At 58.6% G+C, this 17988-nt stretch carries 14 protein-coding genes; 1 reads left to right on the top strand and 13 read right to left on the bottom strand.

Annotation, left to right across the window (positions count from 1 at the left end; translation table 11 throughout):
- Positions 1–31: 31 nt before the first annotated feature.
- Positions 32–547, top strand: a complete 516-nt coding sequence (locus W02_RS05650; protein WP_232068659.1) for a peptidylprolyl isomerase — start codon at positions 32–34, stop codon at positions 545–547.
- On the opposite strand, the gene W02_RS05655 is transcribed toward W02_RS05650, so the two are convergent.
- The 13 genes from W02_RS05655 to W02_RS05715 form a co-directional block, all read right to left on the bottom strand.
- A complete protein-coding gene (locus W02_RS05655) occupies positions 537–1025 on the bottom strand; it encodes a hypothetical protein (protein ID WP_173045626.1) in 489 nt (162 codons plus the stop codon). The genes W02_RS05650 and W02_RS05655 overlap by 11 nt on opposite strands.
- 3 nt (positions 1026–1028) lie before the next feature.
- Positions 1029–1538 carry a hypothetical protein gene (locus W02_RS05660; RefSeq protein WP_173045628.1) on the bottom strand — a complete coding sequence of 170 codons (510 nt, stop codon included), beginning with the start codon at positions 1536–1538 and terminating at the stop codon, positions 1029–1031.
- Positions 1538–2326, bottom strand: coding sequence for a carboxypeptidase regulatory-like domain-containing protein (locus W02_RS05665; protein ID WP_173045630.1), 789 nt, complete (start codon positions 2324–2326; stop codon positions 1538–1540). The genes W02_RS05660 and W02_RS05665 overlap by 1 nt, the downstream gene beginning before the upstream one ends.
- A gap of 61 nt (positions 2327–2387) precedes the next feature.
- Positions 2388–7124, bottom strand: coding sequence for a multicopper oxidase domain-containing protein (locus W02_RS05670; RefSeq protein ID WP_173045632.1), 4737 nt, complete (start codon positions 7122–7124; stop codon positions 2388–2390).
- A 203-nt stretch (positions 7125–7327) separates the two neighbouring features.
- The gene (locus W02_RS05675) at positions 7328–7813 is read right to left on the bottom strand and encodes a hypothetical protein (RefSeq protein ID WP_173045633.1); all 486 of its coding nucleotides are present in this window, start codon (positions 7811–7813) and stop codon (positions 7328–7330) included.
- Between the two features lie 299 nt (positions 7814–8112).
- Complete coding sequence (locus tag W02_RS05680) at positions 8113–9525, bottom strand: sigma-54 dependent transcriptional regulator (RefSeq protein ID WP_173045634.1); 1413 nt, start codon at positions 9523–9525, stop codon at positions 8113–8115.
- Positions 9501–11531 carry a sensor histidine kinase gene (locus tag W02_RS05685; protein ID WP_173045635.1) on the bottom strand — a complete coding sequence of 677 codons (2031 nt, stop codon included), beginning with the start codon at positions 11529–11531 and terminating at the stop codon, positions 9501–9503. Before W02_RS05685 ends, W02_RS05680 begins: the two co-directional genes overlap by 25 nt.
- A 216-nt stretch (positions 11532–11747) precedes the next feature.
- Positions 11748–12989 (bottom strand): AmmeMemoRadiSam system protein B, encoded by a 1242-nt coding sequence (gene amrB, locus W02_RS05690; protein ID WP_173045636.1) that lies wholly within the window; start codon positions 12987–12989, stop codon positions 11748–11750.
- 113 nt (positions 12990–13102) lie between these two features.
- Positions 13103–13852 carry a hypothetical protein gene (locus tag W02_RS05695; protein WP_173045637.1) on the bottom strand — a complete coding sequence of 250 codons (750 nt, stop codon included), beginning with the start codon at positions 13850–13852 and terminating at the stop codon, positions 13103–13105.
- Between the two features lie 15 nt (positions 13853–13867).
- Positions 13868–14689, bottom strand: coding sequence for a hypothetical protein (locus W02_RS05700; RefSeq protein ID WP_232068660.1), 822 nt, complete (start codon positions 14687–14689; stop codon positions 13868–13870).
- A gap of 79 nt (positions 14690–14768) precedes the next feature.
- Positions 14769–15419 (bottom strand): hypothetical protein, encoded by a 651-nt coding sequence (locus W02_RS05705; RefSeq protein ID WP_173045639.1) that lies wholly within the window; start codon positions 15417–15419, stop codon positions 14769–14771.
- A complete protein-coding gene (locus tag W02_RS05710; protein WP_197742149.1) occupies positions 15416–16693 on the bottom strand; it encodes a DUF6754 domain-containing protein in 1278 nt (425 codons plus the stop codon). Before W02_RS05710 ends, W02_RS05705 begins: the two co-directional genes overlap by 4 nt.
- Complete coding sequence (locus tag W02_RS05715; protein ID WP_173045640.1) at positions 16690–17823, bottom strand: hypothetical protein; 1134 nt, start codon at positions 17821–17823, stop codon at positions 16690–16692. The genes W02_RS05710 and W02_RS05715 overlap by 4 nt, the downstream gene beginning before the upstream one ends.
- Positions 17824–17988 lie beyond the last annotated feature (165 nt).

Raw genomic sequence — 17988 nt, forward strand, 5'->3', positions numbered from 1 at the left:
ATCGCCCCTGTTAGATTTCCAGGCCATGGCGATGGAATTTCAGAAAGTAGACCCTCGTGTCACGATCTCTACGAAGTTCGGCGAGATCAAAATCCGCTTCTATCCGGATGCCGCGCCGCGCCACGTCGAGAACTTTCTGAATCTCGTGAAACTCGGTTTTTACGACGGGACGACGTTTCATCGGGTCGTGCCCGGATTCATCATCCAGGGGGGAGATCCGATGAGCAAGAATCCGGACCGTTCGCTGCATGGAACCGGCAGTCCCGGATACTTTCTCACGCCGGAGACAAGCGACCGGCCTCATAAACGCGGCGCTGTCGGCATGGCCAAGGTACCGCGCGAAAGCAACAGCACCCGCGACTTCAACGACAACGGTTCGCAGTTTTTTATCAGCGTCAACGACAACAGCGGGCTGGACCGAACCTATACGGTCTTCGGCGAGGTCTTTCGCGGGCTGGATGTGGTGGATAAAATCGTGGCACTGCCCCGTGACGAGCGCGACAATCCACTGGACTCGATCATGATGAAGCTGACGGTCAAGGAGTGACCGTCGGAAGCGAACGGTTGGATTCCGTCGAACGTACTTCGCGCAATTCCGGCACTTTGATCGCTGCGCGGGCCGCCGCATGCGCTTTGAGAGCGGGGTTGAGCAACATACCGGGATCGGCGTGCACGCCGATTTCCTCAACTCGACCGCAATATCGAATGACGTCATCGAGTGACGCGCGCCCTGCGGCGTCTTCCACCGCCTGCTTGAGGGTTGCGGCATAGCGGCTCGCCTCTTGGCAATGATGCACGATGGCTTTTGCGTCTCCCATGCCGCCGTGCGCCACCATTTCTTCGACGTTCTTCATCAGCGCCTCCCGCTGCTCCTTCACGTCGACCGCCGCTGAATCGGCAGCCGCTGCGTGATGACAGACCGCCATTGACGACATCGCAACCATGGCAGCGGCAGGTAGAATCAGATAGACCGGATCCTTCCTACGCCCAGCGCCGAATTCCGCCTGACTGAACCTCCTGAACATTTCCTAATATCGACCTTTCAGGGCGAGCGGAACGGACGTGAGCTCGCGATAGAGCCGATGGAATGCCTCGGTTGTCAACTCGGGATCTTGCAGACTCGCCAATGCCGATGCCTCGATGGGATATTCGACTGTGTCATCGAAATTCGACGATGCAATCGTGACGAAGCGCGGAGGGAACAGCCGTTCGGGCAACAGTATGTTAATGCCGAGATTGTATTTCAGCGCCAGGCGGATGACTTCACGCGCTCGGTCGGCCGGTACATCGCGCCCCAAACCGATGTTTTGCGGCGGCTGGCCGCGCTTGACAAATTGAAAATGCGCATTGTGGAAACCAGCCTGCGCGAACTCTTCCTTAAGCGCTGCGGTCGAATGCCGGTACTGATTGGCCAACACGACCTCGATACGGCTGACCCCGGAAACCGGTACGTCATTGGCAAGAACTCCCGCCGCGATCGTTATAACGGTCGCGGCGGCGACCGTCACCATCATCCGCAAATAGAACGTGCGTGTCATCACTTGTCTCCAAACGCAAAGCGAACCGGGGTCGACGCACCGGCAGTAATCGTCACGTCCTGAGTCTTTTCACCCAAGGTCGGATGCCAGGCGTGGATTCGATAGCTTCCGGCCGGCAGGTCCGCAATCGTGAACGTGCCTGCCATATCGGTGATTGCATAATACGGATTATCCACGGCCAGCCCGTGCCCCTGCATGTAGGGATGAAACCCGCATTGCATGATCACGCCGTGTCGATTCCCGGTAAAATGGATCAGATCGCTGGTGCCGGACCGAGTCAGCGCAGGGCGGTGGAACATGATGAACACGTGCTCGTTGTCCCGCTCGTAGATCTGTAGATCGTGCGCGACCGAATCCAAATTCGTCACGGTCAGCGGATGCCCGTCTCTCATCACGGATACCGCCGGGACGAACTGGCAGATATTGGCTTCCAGTTTCGTTTCCTTCAGTTCGAACGGCTTGCCTTTCTGAACACCCTCGATCGTGACGATGACGTCCTTGAGTCCCTGCCGGTCACCGACCAGCACGGAACGCAGCTGCCGGTACCCCGAGCCGTCCGAGAGTGCTCCGCAATAGACCCGATCGGCATAGCGGCGCAACTCAAACGAGGATGGAGCCGGCAGCACCCCAATAAATTGGACCGTTCCCTTCACGGTCCCTCCGTTCGACACGGTCGTTTCTTCATATGCCGATGCCGTGACGGCTGTCAGGCCTAGCAGGCACGCCATCATGGCTGCCTGCAGGCGAGTGAATCTCCGTTCATGCCACAATGCCAATTTCCATTCCATAAGAGACCCTGCTGAGTATGGCAGGCAGCGTCTTTTCAGAAAGACGCTGCCTGCTCCATGGTTATTTCGAACCGAATGAGGTGGTCGACACGACCGCTCCTCCCTCGTCCGCATGCTTGACCGGCGGAACCTGAGGCGTCAACGGAAGAATCCGTTGATCCTCGACCGGCAGGACCTTGAAGAGGCCCCACTGCCCGGCGTTGGCGAATGCCGGCCGCTGATTTTTCCACAAATAGTCGCCCACGATCTTGTTCGGTCCGCCTGCACCGCCCGTCAAATAGGCGTTGATGATTTCCGATCCGCCGAACTCCATGGTGCTGACTTGATCAGCGCCCTGCATATAGGGCTCGTGCGGCCATTCGTGCCCATCGACGGTAAACAGCTGGACCTGTTCGCTGAACGCGCCCAACACGTGAATCGAGACCGGATCACCGACATGCGCCTGCAGCAACGGCGTCGTTGGTGTCTCGCCGGCCTTGACGCAGGCGAAGATTTCAGGAATTTCGCATCCTTTTTCCATGCGCCAGGCCGTCGGCTCCGAACGGTAGTTCACCGCTGTGATGCCGGCCACCTGTTGGATGTAGGGCATGAAGCTGACGCCCACGATGTTGTCCTCGTCTTGGAACATCAGCGAGAAATCCCTGTAGTTGGCCCGATTCTCATTTCCCGGAAGCGTACGATCAACCAGCACGTCCGCCCGCCAGCTGCTCTTCATCGTGATGTCGTCGCTCGTGATCGGATCGCGATAGCGCGATCCTTTGGGTCCGACGATCACCGACCCGAACAGTCCGTTGCGCGGATTTTCGACCACATTCCCCCAATCCTGGACGAGTGCAGCTAATTCGCCGTATTCCGGATGGGCGTAAAACGTGTAGGTCTTCTTCTCGCCCGGTCCGATCGTCTGATCACCCGGATTGTTTCCGACGTTGGCGCCGAACGAATCTTTTGGATCGAACGCCATCATATCGATGTGGAACCCGGCCCGTTCCTTGGCCATCTCGTTCTTGAGATTGACCTTCATGCAATCGCCGACGTTCACGTGCAACGTCAACGGGCTCGGTCGCAACTCTCCCGACTTGACCCGGCCGCGATCGCCGTCCAGGACGTACATCTTGCCCTGTTCGTTGCCGAAAACCATCTTTCGCTCGAGATCGACTTCCATGACACCCGGCGCGCCCTCGTGATACCGGATGTTCTGATCGACCGCCGACACGTTGAACGTCTTCACGGGCGCATCCGCCGGACAGACCGACGGTGCCGACTTTTGAATCTGCTCGCGGCTCGGCAGCGGCTTCAGATCGCCCTGCAGTTCGTCGAACACGCGGAAGATCCCCCAGCTGCCTTCGGCAAAATGCGACGCCCGGCCGCTGTAATACAGGTAGTCGCCCGCTTGTTTCTGCGGACCGCCTGCCGCCGGGATGGCTGGATCGTACCGTTCACCGATGGCCAGATGGATCGTGCTGCGCGGCATCGCCGTCGTGCCGTACCGCTCCATCGGGAACCAGTGGCCGGTCACGTGCCAGGTGTGCACCTCGTTCGCCGAGCCGACGAGCGCGCGCACCAGAATCGGATCGCCCAGATATGCCCGCAACAGCGGCGTCCCCGGGTCACCGTGAATGCCGGACACAAAGAGCTTGGACGGATCGGCATTGTTCATGAGGCGCACGCTCAGCGGCTCCACCCGCATGCTGTAGCCGCTGCCGGTCGTCGCCTCTCCGCCGTTCAAGAACCACATGGCCGATTTATTGATGCGCTCCGGGAATTGATGGGAGGGTGGTCCGTCCACCGTCACCGCGCCCATCCGCGCCTGTGGATTGTCGGTCATGATCAATTCCGCACTCCGGGCATTGCTGTCCATGATGTGCATCATGACTTCACGGAAGCTTCCGCGAATATGTGCGGAGACCGGCTCCAGCGTATGGATGTCCGCGATAGGACCGCTGCGGATTTCCTTACCCGTCACCGGATCATGATAGGTCGACCGCGGCGGTTCGGTAATAAAGGCCGAGAAGAGCCCGTGTCCCCAGGTATCGGTCCCGAACACGTGATCGTGCCAGTAGACGGTTCCGAAATCCGAATCCACATACCATCGCTCGCGGATGAACTCGACACTGGTGATGTCGTTCTTTTTGTGCGTGTACTTCAGCGGCGCGTCAAAGGTAATCGTGTTGCCCTTGATCTCCTTGATACGCGCGACTTCGAAATACTTCGGATCATCCATCCCGATTCCCAACTCGGTATTGGGATGGTATTTCGACGGATTTTTCACCGTGATGCTGCGGGTGCCGGCCTTCGTATCGGCCAGAATGACCGTGTTGCCGGGCAACGGCATCCCTTTATCTGGTTGTGGATCTTCCAGCATGGTGAACGCCCGCAGCGACATATCGTACGAGAAACCGATCGTCGGACCGTCGGACGCGCTGGTATCGAACTGGAAGAAGTGGGGATGGAGGTTGATCTTGTTCGCCCATCCCGTCCGTGCATCATCGGGAATTTCGTTTTTGAAGATGATGTCGACGCAATCGTACACGTTGCCGCGGATCACCAGCGGCACCTGCTTCTTCGGATTCTTCCTGACTTCATCCTCTTCTTCGTGCAGGACGAAAATCATGCCGATCGGATCCACGATGGCGGCGGATTTCGCCGTTGCGGGCTTCAAGGTAATCGGCAGCGTAATCGAATGGATGGTGTAGAACTTCCGAGGAGAATTCTCGGGGCAGAGACTCCACGGCCCCTGCTCGCCCGGCTTGGCCTGCTCCGTGCTGCGCGTCCCGTCCTCGCGGACCCGGAACGGCTCCAGCCACGGCGCGCCGCCGTGATTGGGCGCGAACGGCGGCCGTTTGCCCAGGTGCGGGCGGAGCCATGGGAACGCCAGCTTGCCTGTCTGAGGATCAAAGGTGATGGCCGGACGCTCGTTCGGCGTCGGTGAGGCATAGTCCGCCCACTTGTGCGGAGTCTCCGGCTCGTTCATTGCCATCGTACCATCCCATTTCCAGTTCACGACCGTCGCATCATGCGCCTTCGCCTGCTTCACTTGATCTTCTGTTTTTCCTGGAAGACCCTGGGGAGGCAACATGTATTCGACCCAATTCTTGATCGACACCTTCACCGGATTGGACTTCCAATCCGTCTTGTCCTTGGTGATCTCATACTTTTTCCCGCCATACCAATCGACGGTGGTCCCGACCAACTTGTCTGAGCTGACGGCAAGCTTGATCTTGCCCTTGCGATCAGGCAGCTCCGCCAGCGGCTTCATGACATCGGTCTGGAACCCGGGCGATTGCAGTGTGTTGTAGACACGCCAGAATCCCCACATGCCGGTGACATAGTGCTGCGGAATGTGGCAATGGAAAACGAACTCCCCGGCGAGCGCCTGAAGACCTCCCGACCCGCCTTCGGTCACCTCATCGTAGATCTCCGATGGACCGATCGATTGGACGTCGAGGCGATCCGACGTATCGCTGATCGGCGGGAATTTCACCGGACCGTTCTTTGACAGTGTCGGATCGAGCTTGCTCGTTCCCGGCTGTCTGGCCCATCGAATCGAGCCTCCGTGCAGGTGATGCGAGTGGACGATTTCCGATCCACCGATCATACGGAACTTGGCCGGATCGCCGAGGTAAGAACGCGGAATCGTCGTGGCCGGATCGCCAAAGGTGTAGGAACCGTAGCCCTGAGATTCATCGGCAAAACCGACGAGATGAGCCTGCAGTTCCAGCCGAGTTCCATGCGGCTCGCTCCGATAATTCAACAGGCGGGCGGCAGGACGATAGGTATCAGTGTGAGGATCGCGTTGCGGCAGCATATCGCCACGGCGGTCCAACAGGCGGAAGGTTTCGTCACCGGCTTCATGGTAGAAGATCACGAACTCTCGGAAATCCGAGCCGTTCCCCACGTCGATCATCGCCTCCCACCCGCTCTTCATTTCTTCTGCCGTGAACGGGCTCAAGAACCTTGAACCACGTGGCTCAATCACAATGGATCCCAGCATGCCCAACGAATATTGCTCTCTGGTGGCATGGCTGTGAAACGCCCGCCCGCCTTCCTGGAGGTCGATCGGGACATACCATTCGAACTCGCCGGTCTTTCCGGAAGCCACGAGCGCATCGGGGTTGTTGGCCGTCGCAGGTTTCCCCGTGCTCGCGACCAGCATCTGCGAACCGTTGACGATCATGTTGGTGGGCTCTTCCGCAATTTCGTTCTTCAGCGTGATGCGCAGACAGTCGCCCTGATTGGCCCGGATGACCAGCGGCTGAATCAAGTCGCCTTGCAGACCGTTGGACACAGCGCCGCCGGAAAAAGTCGGATCGTCGCTTTCGCGAGCCGCCTTGTTCTTCGCCTCTTCTTCGCGGACGCCCGCCACGTGCTCGCTCAGCACATACATGTAGCCGGGATAAAAATCGCCGAATCGATTCACGGTGATCTCGACATTGATCGCGGACACGTCGTAGGCCCGGATCGGCGCGGTGGCCGGACAGCGGGTGCCCTGAGTGACTTTCACCTTGTCCGGATCTTCCGCGACCAACAACACGCCCTGTTGCATGGCGTGCGCGCCCGCGCCTTGGAACGGGCCCTTGGTCTTCACCTCGCGCTCGATTTGCTCGACCGCCTTGGCCATCTTGTCCTGCAATACCTGGCCGGCCTGCGCGTGCACCGGCACCGCAAGGTCGTCCGTCTGACCTTCAATCATGTGTGCGTCATGCGACATGGCCGCCCATGCCGGGAGCAACCCCGCCAGCACAAGTCCTGCGGCGAGTCCTGCGACTGTAACCCGTCCCCCTCGTGTTGAGATTCCCATACCTCTGCCTCCTCTAAGACATGCCTGAAAAAAATCAACTCGACATTCGTACGATTAAGTAGTCTGGCGGAGACCAATTATGCATTGGCGGGATACTTTGGAGGCCAGTCCATGGTTTCCCGACCTCCGCCAGACAGTCCATTACCACTGCTGCGTCACGCTGCCATTCTGAGAGCTTCGCACGTTGCGAGGCCGTCGAACGACTATTGCGCGGGGTGAAGATCGATCACGCTGCCGGCTTCGTTCAGTTCCGCCTTCACGCGCGCTCCATCTTTGATGGATCCTGTCATTTCCAGTTTCTCGAGCGGGAAGGACTGCTCGCCTTCAGACGTTCTCAACTTGATAATCTTTTCTGGTATTCCGATAGAGATCACTTCTCCGGTGATATACCGATGCGCCCCACGCGTTCCGGGAGGATGGACCTCCAGCACCATATTGTTTTCATCGATGATGACTGTTACTTCGTCGCCGACTTTGGGAAGATCGTGGCCATGTCGATGCGCCCGGTTCTCGTTTAACTGGTATGTGGTCCCGTCGGGGACCTTCACCGCGAGCGCGCCCCCTTTTTCAACGACCATGCCCTGCAGACTCCGGTGAGCGCTCTGAGTTTTCGGCTCAGCCGCTCCTGCGTGCGGCGCCAGCAACAAGAGCAGTACAGCGAGTATTCCTTTCATGATGACATGTTGCATCAATCCTCCAGAGCCATCACATCCCCAAAAGGCACCAAAACGGCGGGTTGATTAGATTTCTGTGCAGCATGCCGATCGCAAATCCCGTTCCGGCCTTCGAGCCGAAAGTTTTTACGGGTTTAAAAGGGCTTTTGCTGGAATCGCGATCGTGAACGAATTCCGCGATGGGGCGCACGCGCCCCACTCAGAATAGAGAGCGAAAACAATCTATTGATATGTTGGGTGATTTACGTTTTCAGAAGGAATGACGAGAATGGGGCACGCACGCCCCATCGCGACGTATCACGATTACGGCGAACTCAGAACGCCCCGCGCAAGCCGTGCTTTTTCACCATTCGTTCAATGGTCTTCCGATCGACACCGGCTTCGCGCGCCGCACGGCTCATGTGCCCATCGTTACGTTTGAGGAGATCCATCAGAAAGTTTCGCTCGAAGGTTTCCACCGCCTGCTGCTTCGCCTGTTTGAACGACGCCGCCTCCGTCAAGACGGCATTGGGCTGGACACCCGCCAAGAGACGGTCAGGCAAATGAGCACTCATGACGGTGTGGCCATCGACCAAGACAGCCGCGCGTTCCATGATATTTTGCAGCTCCCGGACGTTGCCGGGCCAGGGATACCGCATCAGCACATCGGCGGCCGAGGGATCGATCATGGGGACGGATCCCGCTTCAGGGCGCACCCGATGAACGAATCGTGTCACAAACTCGTTCGCCAATAGGAGAATGTCCCCCTCCCGTACGCGCAATGGCGGGAGCGCGATCGGAATGACGTTGAGCCGATAGTACAGATCTTCGCGGAACGTCCCCTGCCGGCACAAATCTTCCAAATTTTGGTTGGACGCCGCAATGACCCTCACGTCCACGTGCGTGAATTTTGTCCCGCCGACCCTTCGCACCTGCCGTTCCTGCAACACGCGCAGCAGCCTGGCCTGCAAATTCGGGCTCATTCCGCTGACTTCGTCAAGAAAGATCGTTCCTCCGTGAGCGACCTCGAACAATCCGGGCTTGGCGATATGCGCTCCTGTAAATGCGCCCTTTTCATGGCCGAACAGTTCCGATTCCAACAAGGAGTCGTTCAGGGAGACGCAGTCGACCGGAATCAATGCTCGCTCTGTCCGCCGGCTCGCCTTGTGAATATACCGCGCCAACATTTCCTTCCCGGTCCCGCTTTCACCATACACGAGCACGTTCGAATCCGTGGGCGCAACCCGGTCGGCGAGCGCCAACACCGCTTTCATCGAAGCGCTGCTGCCGACTATCTGAATGCCGCCGGAGGATCCGGACGATGAGGGCCGGGCCGCGACGCTCGCCGAGCGGATAGTGGCAGTCGCCTGACCCCCGGCTTCGGCATCGAACGCCCGGCGTACGACCTGAAGCAATTCCTCGCCCGTAAACGGCTTGGTGATGTAGTCGAACGCCCCGTAACGCATGGACGTCACAGCGGTCTCGATCGTGGCATGAGCCGTCAACAGTACGACTTGGACGGCCGGATCCACTCGCTTCGCGGCCGTGAGGACTTCAATGCCGTCCATCTTCGGCATACGAAGATCGGTCAGGACCAATCCGGGATGCTCCCGTTCGAGAAGCGCCATGGCCTGGCCCGGATTCGACGTGGCCACACAATCATAGGGGACGCGGCTCAGGATGCGCCGGCAGTTCTCCAGTGCATCCTCTTCGTCGTCAACGATCAGGATTTTGCCTGCGATTCCCATGGAGTCTCTCGCTCAGTGACCATGGAGCGCCCGACAGCGGGCAGGACCACGGTAAAGACGGCTCCGCATTCGACATTCTTGGCTTGGACTCGTCCACGATGCTCGGACACGATGCCATAGGTCAGGAACAAGCCAAGTCCGGTGCCCTGGCCGGCCCGCTTGGTGCTGAAAAAGGGGTCGAAGACCCGGCCGATGATGGTATCGGGGATTCCCGGCCCATTATCTGCCACATTGATTTCCACCCACTGCTGCCCTTCCATCTGCACGACGGACGTCTGTACCAATACCGTTCCGGCATTGCCGTGGGAGCTGACCGCGTCGATGGCGTTGTTGATGAGATTGAGCATGACGGTTTCCAGCCGGTCCCGGTCGCCCATGACCGGCGGGAGAGACACCGCCAGCTGAGATTCGAGCCGTACGGGCAGCGCCGATACCCGCTCGCTCGCCATGACCAGACAGCTGCGGACGATCGTGTTCATCTCGACCTGCTTGAGCGTGGACACGGTGCCCCGGGAAAACGTCAGGATGCTTTTCGTCACGCGCACGATGCGTTCGGCATGCGATCTGATCGTCATGAGATCTCGACGGACTTCACCCGGCATCGGCAGTCGAACGGCATCGGCTTCCATGCATTCGATGCGGTTGAGAATGATGCCCAGGGGATTGTTGATCTCGTGGGCGATCCCGCTGGCGACTTTGCCCAACGTTGCCAGGCGTTCCGCCAGTTCGAGACTCTGCATGTGCTTGGTAATTTCCTGTGTTTTTTCTTCCACGCGATGAGACAACTCGCGATTGAGCCCTTCGAGCTCCGCACGCGAGGCTTTCAGTCGATCCGCCATTCGATGCACGGCCTTGGAGAGAACTTCGAACTCGTCGCCGGTCGCAATATTGATCGGCCGGTCGTAGGTGCCTTGGCTGATCGCCTCCACGCCCCGCTGCAACAGATGAATCGGACGCACGATTCTGGTGGCGACATAGCGGCCCATCGCCCACAGGAGGAACAGCATGACCAAGCCGATCGCCGCCAAATTACGAACCTGGTCGCGAATCGGCGCATAACTTTCCCCCGGTTGCTGCCTGACAAAGACGTGCCATGAATTATCCGGCAACTTCAGTCCGGTCACCGGCGCATAGCCGACGACGGTATCGGAGGCGCCGTGTCCATCGTCTTCCGCAATGGCCCATCCCGGGTCCGACGACACGATCATGGCCATCAATTGGCTGGGAATCCGATGCGCCTCGCGGGCGAGTATCGGACACACGAGCGGCTGTCCGGCCGCATCGAACAACATGGCGTGCCCTGTCTGTCCGATCTGAATCTGCGCGATCATGACAAAGAGGCCGTCGAAACGATACGACGCGATCACCGCGCCGATGACATCGTGTTGATGGTCGTCAAGGATCGGCACGATCACGTCCATCGTTTCATCCGAAGCCTTGAACGTGCCCTCTTCCGCGGGAATGAGACCGCTCAAGTAGACCGGCTCATTCCCACGACGTATGGCGGTCCACCAGGCTTCATTTCCAAAATAGTACCGATCGGGCTCCGAACTGGCCGCGACTAAAGCTCCGTGCCGGTCCAGGATGAGCAACCCGACAATCTTGTCCCCGTCCCGTACTTTTGTCTCCATGAGAAATCGAGAGAGTTCTGAATTCAACAGGGACGTGGAGAAGTTGCTGCTCTGTTCCCATGAGTGCATCCTGTCACGGATCCGTCTTTCGACGCCCTTGCCGTCGGCGGGATAGGCGGCATTGGCTTCTTCGACCGGCTGCCGCACGCGGAGCGGGGCGGAGCCCAACAACCGAATGTTGCGGATCTCGCCTTGCACCAGCATCCTCACGCGCTCGGCCGCCTGCACAGCCACGGCCTGTAGATTTCCGCCGATGACGTCGCGCAGGGATCGCATGCCGGACACGTAGGCCAATACAAGGCCGATGACCAGCGGGATACAACCCACCAGCACGATGGCCCAGACAATTCTCCCGCGGATGGTTCGCGTTCTCATACCTTCCCGACCGAAGTGCACTGCATTCTACGCAACGCCCCGGCACAACTTCCAGACTACAGGGGGGAAGCACACGTTGAAGGCCTCGCGCAGGCGGCTCAAATAGTTCATCCAACAAGGCCGCAGAAAGCGCGATGCTTGCGGCGTACCGTTCCGGTACGCCGCAAGGAGATGTGCGACAGAGAACGACGTTGGAGGGCTATTGCAGCGGCCTGCCTAGAAGAAGGACATGCTGGCAAAGGTGACGGTCGAATTATACTGATCCGTAATGCCTCGATCGTAGCGCAACACCTGGCCTTTCTCGGCCTGAATGACCCTCAATAGCGTGTAGATCGGCGAGAATCCCGAAATGCGCCGCTGATCACGCTCCTTCTGGATGTATCCGGCGAATTCCTCCGGTTTAAGTTCCTCGACGAACTTCAGCATCTCAAGATCGTACTGCATAGAACGATGAAAGGAAAAATCGGTGGGAGGGGCGCTATCGCCATAGCGCATGCCGAGGTGGGCGAGTTCGCCTGCCGCGATCAGACAGATCGACTTCTCGCTCGTCGACAGGACCTCCCTCAAGGCATCCACAAACCGGTCCACTTGTTGACGAACGGACGGGTCGGAGAGACTTGCTGCTGAAAAGGAGCAGAGAACCGGCACAATCGTAAACGGCTTCGATGAGCCGGCCACCGTTTGCAAAAACGGCAATTGAAATTCGATCGCATGCTCCGCTTGATGCGCGCGATCTTCGACAAAACAATCCGGTACTACCGCCCGCAACCGGCTGATTATCGCCTGATCCGCCTCCACGGATCCGAGCGGGGTGTCGAAATCCTTGTCCGTCACCGCATAAAGATGCTCGAGACCCGCATGGGCGGTACCGAAAACCACATAGGTGTCGGGCTGCTGGGCGTCCTGTAATTCTTTATACGCCCAGGCATAGATGGGGCCGGCCTGCTTCAGATCGAACGTCGGCGCAACCAAACCCTTGATGGGCTTCCCCTTGTTCTCCGATGGTTTGAAGTCCGGGCCTTCCTTTGACGTGAAGAAGCCGTCGATCTGTTTACGCAGCTTGACGCCGTCTGTCTCGTAGCTCTTTCCTGCGAACGCGGCTGGGCGTGACGGGGCGTCCCGATAAGCCGATGCGGCTTGTTGCTTGGCATCCTCGAAACGCGGGCCCTCGAGAAACAACTTCGCATCCAGATCGGCCACGAGACGTTCCACCTTGTCCGGCATCAGAAACTCCCCGAATCGCTTGAGGTAGAGTCCGGTGATGTCCTGAAGCGAATGCTCCCCGTCAAAGTGCTGGATGATGAAAAAGTAATTGAGCGGGAGCACCAGTTTTTCCGCACTGAGGCCCGTCGGATCCCATAAGACGACGTATTGTTCTTCTCCTTCTTTGATCGGAGAGAACTGCAGATTTCTCAGCACGGGAGACGGCGTGGCGTCTTTGGTTGTTCCGGTTGTCATACGGCTCCTTGCAAAGAACCGCTATTGTATCCAACCGGTTTCCCCGGCTGCAATGGGATGTCGCGGCGCAAGGAGGGGGGTAGCATACGGAAGCTCAGGGGAAACTGGATGCGCTACCGAACGTCCGGCGGCTCGCCCTGCCCGCGCCGATTCAGGATGACGAGCGCGATGACCGTGACGAGGAAGAGCCAGACGGTGGGGCGTCCGTAGGATGCGTCGGAAAATTCGATCAAATCGGTCAAGCGTCCGATCAACAGAGACATACGGGCCATCACGGTATAGCCGAATGCGGCGCCAAATGAGATCATCAGGAATACGATTCCCGTGCGCGCGACGACCCTTCCTGTTCCACGGTGCTCGATGGAAAAGAAGAAGTAAAACAGGACCGAGCTCACGCCGATCAGGATGATCACCGCGTTCACATTGCTCGCCGGGTTGAGCAGATTCATCGAAAAACCGAGTCCGTCGGCGCCGGACATCGAAAGCAGCGGCCGGACGGTATCTTCGATCTGCTTCAGAATGAATGATGAGATCGTACGCGGAATGGCCAGGCCCGATCCCACGCCCACGATGAACGCAAACGCATAACGCGACAGCCATGCCGCCTTCGGAACATATCTCGTCAGCATCAGCATCCCGATCGCGACCGGGATCAGCAGGGAGAATTCGCCCTCCTCGAGTATCGGCTTCACGATCAGGTGCATCACGACCGTGTCGTAGGCTTTCACCACGGTGTATCCGACGGACACCCCGACATAGAGGTGTTCGGCAAGCTTGAAGAGTGGATTGTCTTTGTACAAAAAGGAGAAGATAAATAGAGTTAACCCCGTCGCCACCCACGCCCCCAATACCGTGGCATCCATCGACTGCCGCTCCTATTAGACCTGACTGGCCCGCCGCGCCGCGCGGCGGAGCGAGAAATAGAAGATGTTACACAAGATCACGAGCACGATGATCGCCATGTGAGTCGCCGACTGGGCGTCCATGCCGGCAACGGCCCGGCCTTTCTGCCCGATCAAGCTTTCATATTCTGCGGCGCCCCGCAGCCCGCCGATCAGTCCATTGATCTGCCCGCTTCGCAATAACGGATACAGTCCCGGAGCCATGACCCCCGTGCAGCCCCCCGCCAATTCGAATTTATACTTGTCTTTCCCGAATACGTACCAGGCTTCTACCCCGGGAACACCGGCCCCCAGGCTGATCGCGTAGCTCACATCTTTCAAGCTGTGCACGCCGTCCAAGACCGGGAGTCCCTTCGTGGATTTGCCTCCGTAATCACTCGGAAAGGCGTTGTACAGATCCTGCCCCATGTTGATGATGACCGCCGATCCGCCCGGACTCCAACCGAGGAAAACATAATCGGTTCCGTTGGTCTTCCCTGCTTCCTGCGCGACTTGTGTCAGAATCTGATCAGCCAATCCGGTCCCGGTCACCCACAGCGTCATCACGACGACCCGCAGATTCTTCTTGAAGGCATGGCGCAATATGGCAATCGCTTGCGGCTGCAATTCTGGCTTCGAGGCAGGGTCAAAATCAGCCGAGAGGAGGAATACCGACCGTTCGGGAAGCGATTCGATATAATCGAACACGCTGCGAACTTCCGGAGAGGTTTTGATCGGCAGGCCGACCGGGTACAACAGCGGAAGAAGCGTGCACAGCGCAATCACCAAGAAAATGATCCGCCGGTCTATGCTGAGCATGCGTTCCGCGAAGGTCATCGTAGGCAGATCACCAAGACTCGGCCATTCGTGCGGCCCGGATGGGAACAGGAGGTCACAGTCATTCCTTTCCGCCGCCGAGGTACGAACGCTCCACGCCGAAAATGATTTTGAACGACAACGCGACAGCGCCCAAGCTGACCCCGATCAAGATGGCCCGGCGGACGGAGGCATTCAGCACGTTCAGAATCCACTGGGAGATGTCGCCGGTGGCGGGAATCAAGTATTCGCCCAAGGGCACCCGCCCCATCATCACGATGATCGCCGCCACCAGCAGAACGGCAGCTTCCCGGCTCCTGGCTCGAAACGATCGATAGGCGGCCGACGCGATGAAGAAGGCCAGGATGGCAAACATGGTGCCTTGCAGCGGGACCATCATGAATGAATACACCCACCCGAAGGCCGTAGGGGCGCCATCGACGCTCTCCTTCCCGTTGGCCCAGAGGCCCACGATCACCGTGCCCACGATACCGGCATAGAGCACCAGACTATAGCCCCAGCCGGCTTCTTTCCGTCTGATCTTCGTGGCATGCAGCTGGAACAGGCTCGTCACGCCCAAGACCAGGGCGAAGCCGCCTATAATTTGCAGCCATTTGGTGACGGAGGTGAGCAGTTGCTCGGATGCCGGATGCGGCACGTAGTACTGGGCGGCAAAGATCAGCCCGGTGAGCATCGTAATGAGCAGCGGAAGCTGCTTCCGGAGAAAAATCATTTGAGATCCTTGAAGAGATCGAGAACCAGCTGAGGCCATGCGGCTCCGGTGGCCACCCCGATCGTCGCCAGAACGGTTCCAACGGCGACGATGCCCAAAATGACCGCCTTCCCGATGTCCTGTCCCCGCAATGTCCCGATTTGGACGGGCTCCCTCGAGAGGTAGGCGCTGGCGGCGTACAGCTCTTCGCCGATCAAGGTATAGTCACACGTGGTCACGAAAAACGGCAGTTGATGATCGGAGTCCGTCCCGGCAATTTGAATGGCGCCCGTGCTCGCTCCCGTTTCCGTCAGCAGCAATGACTCGGCAAAGTAGGAACCCATGAAAAAATTTGCCGCGGGTTTTTTTCGGAGCATGATACCGTCTACCGAGGCGGTGTAGCTGAATTGGTCTGACGTGATAAAGAAATTCGCGTCATCCTTGAATAAATCCGGCTTTCCAGCCTCGAGATACGCTTGCTTGGTGATTTCCTGGCAGACCGCCATGGTAATCGGATCGCGGTGGGGCACCATCAACTCCGTCTCATACGCGGCCGCCCGCTTGGCGACGCGACCGAGAATAACCGCAGCGGCAATGGTCGATGGATCGCTCATATCGTGGGCACCGGTCAGATACAGAATCGGTTTTCCCAATTCGGTGGATCGCCCGATGGCCTCATCGACTGCATCGAGCCCTGCGATGCGCCGCAGGAAAATCTCATTCCGTTTCGCATAGTTGATGGAATAAAACACCAGGGCGCCGAACACGAGCGCGGCGACCAGATTGTTGAGCTGATTCCAGTTGAACCAATTCGGAGCGGGCGTCGCATGCAAGAGCGGCCCGACGGCGCGCTGCTCACCCTCGATGAATGCGACGGCGACGGTGTAGGACACCCCGTTTTTGACCTCCACGCCTTTCCCGCTCTTGATGGCGAACTGGTGCCATTGCCGGTCGGCTTGTCTCGTCCACCATGGAAGCTTGGCGTCCTTCACCAACCGGCTGTTCGCAGGAAACTCCGCGACGACTTTCATCAGCGAGGAGTCTGCGGCGTCTCCCTCCACGGCCAGGACTTGATAGCGCGCATCGGGGCGATCCTGGGGACCGGGCGCCCATATCAACGTAAGGCTTTCGCCTCCATCATTCGGAGTATCGAACGCACGGACTTCCTGCGGCGGGTGGACAGACGTCTGCGCTCCCGCGGGATTCCCCATGAAACCCAAACAAGCTGAGATGACGGCAGCCGTGATCGGCACAATGCACCCGGCTCGGCACGTTTTGGATCCTGGCTGCCTCACGACCACGCTCCCTCGATCACTTCGATGTTGGTTCTGGGAATAACCGTCCTCGAGCCGTCGGGGAACTTCACTTCCAACACCCGCACGTCACTCTCTGTGGGAATCTTCGTCAGGTCCGGTGGAAGCGCGGACACTTCGCCGATACGGCCGAACAATGGGTCGCGGATAATCCGTACCGGATCACCGATCTGAATACCTTCATGCGGCGGGCGTAAGGGAGCCTCCCCCGAGGTTTTCCCGCTCTGCGGAATGATGATTTCAGGACGGATGACACCGGCCCGTATCTGGGTGGCGCCTGAGATCGACGCCTGACGTCCTGCATGGGACGATAAGAGCTTGAATGTTTTCATGGCCATCGGAATGGTCCCGAATCCCTCCGTCAGGATCATCGTAAAGCCGACGCGCTCGCCGCCGGTGATCGCCACGCCGAGATCATAGCCAAGAAGCGCCCGCAAGTCCTTATCATGAATACCACCCACCACCAAGCCCGTGACGCCCAATTCTTTCGCCCTCGCCATCGTTTCCGCCGGGAGAAACGAGCCTCCTATGACGACCTTCCCCTTCATCGCGGAGGTCAGATGCTGCGGGGTCAGCGGCTCATCGTGGCCTGAAACCGCAACGACAATCTCGCCTCTGGCTTCACCGCCGATGCCGAAAATGCCCTGCACCAAACTGCAATCGGCTTCGACGACGACCCCCTGTTCCGGAATCACCTCGACGATGACACCGTCGACATAGGCCGACAGTTCCAGGACTTTGGGGGGTTCGCGCAGGAGAACCTGACCGGTGACGGGTGAAATCGATTCAATCGTCCCGCTGACCGGAGAGCGAATTTCCGTCTTGAACCATTTGATGAACGGTTTGTTTTCGGCCAGAATCTCGTCACGTTCGACCGTATCCCCTTCCCGCTTGACCAGATATTCCTTAATTTCATCCGGGGCGATGCTGAGCTGGTTAGCCAGGTTGACAGGATAAACCTTTCCGGGAAGCTCAGCTCGGGCCACGGGCTGCTCAGAACGTACCCGGTGGCCCACCTGAACCAGGACCTTCCCGGGAAGCGGTAACACGCGTCTGCGGCGAACCGTCGTGCGGTCTGTGACGGTCAAGCCCGGTGTGTATGAATGCGCCATGTCACGAGCCCAACAAATTCAATCTGGATCGTCGGAGTTTCTGACAGTGATTGTCAGAGGCGGGCGAGCATGTTGTTACCCGCACAATCCCATTCACGCGACGACCGATGCGGGTGACGACACGCCGCCCCGCTTACATGATACTGCAGCCGATCGTACGGGTCG

Origin of the sequence: Nitrospira sp. KM1, assembly GCF_011405515.1 — a bacterium.
Taxonomy (GTDB): Bacteria; Nitrospirota; Nitrospiria; order Nitrospirales; family Nitrospiraceae; genus Nitrospira_C.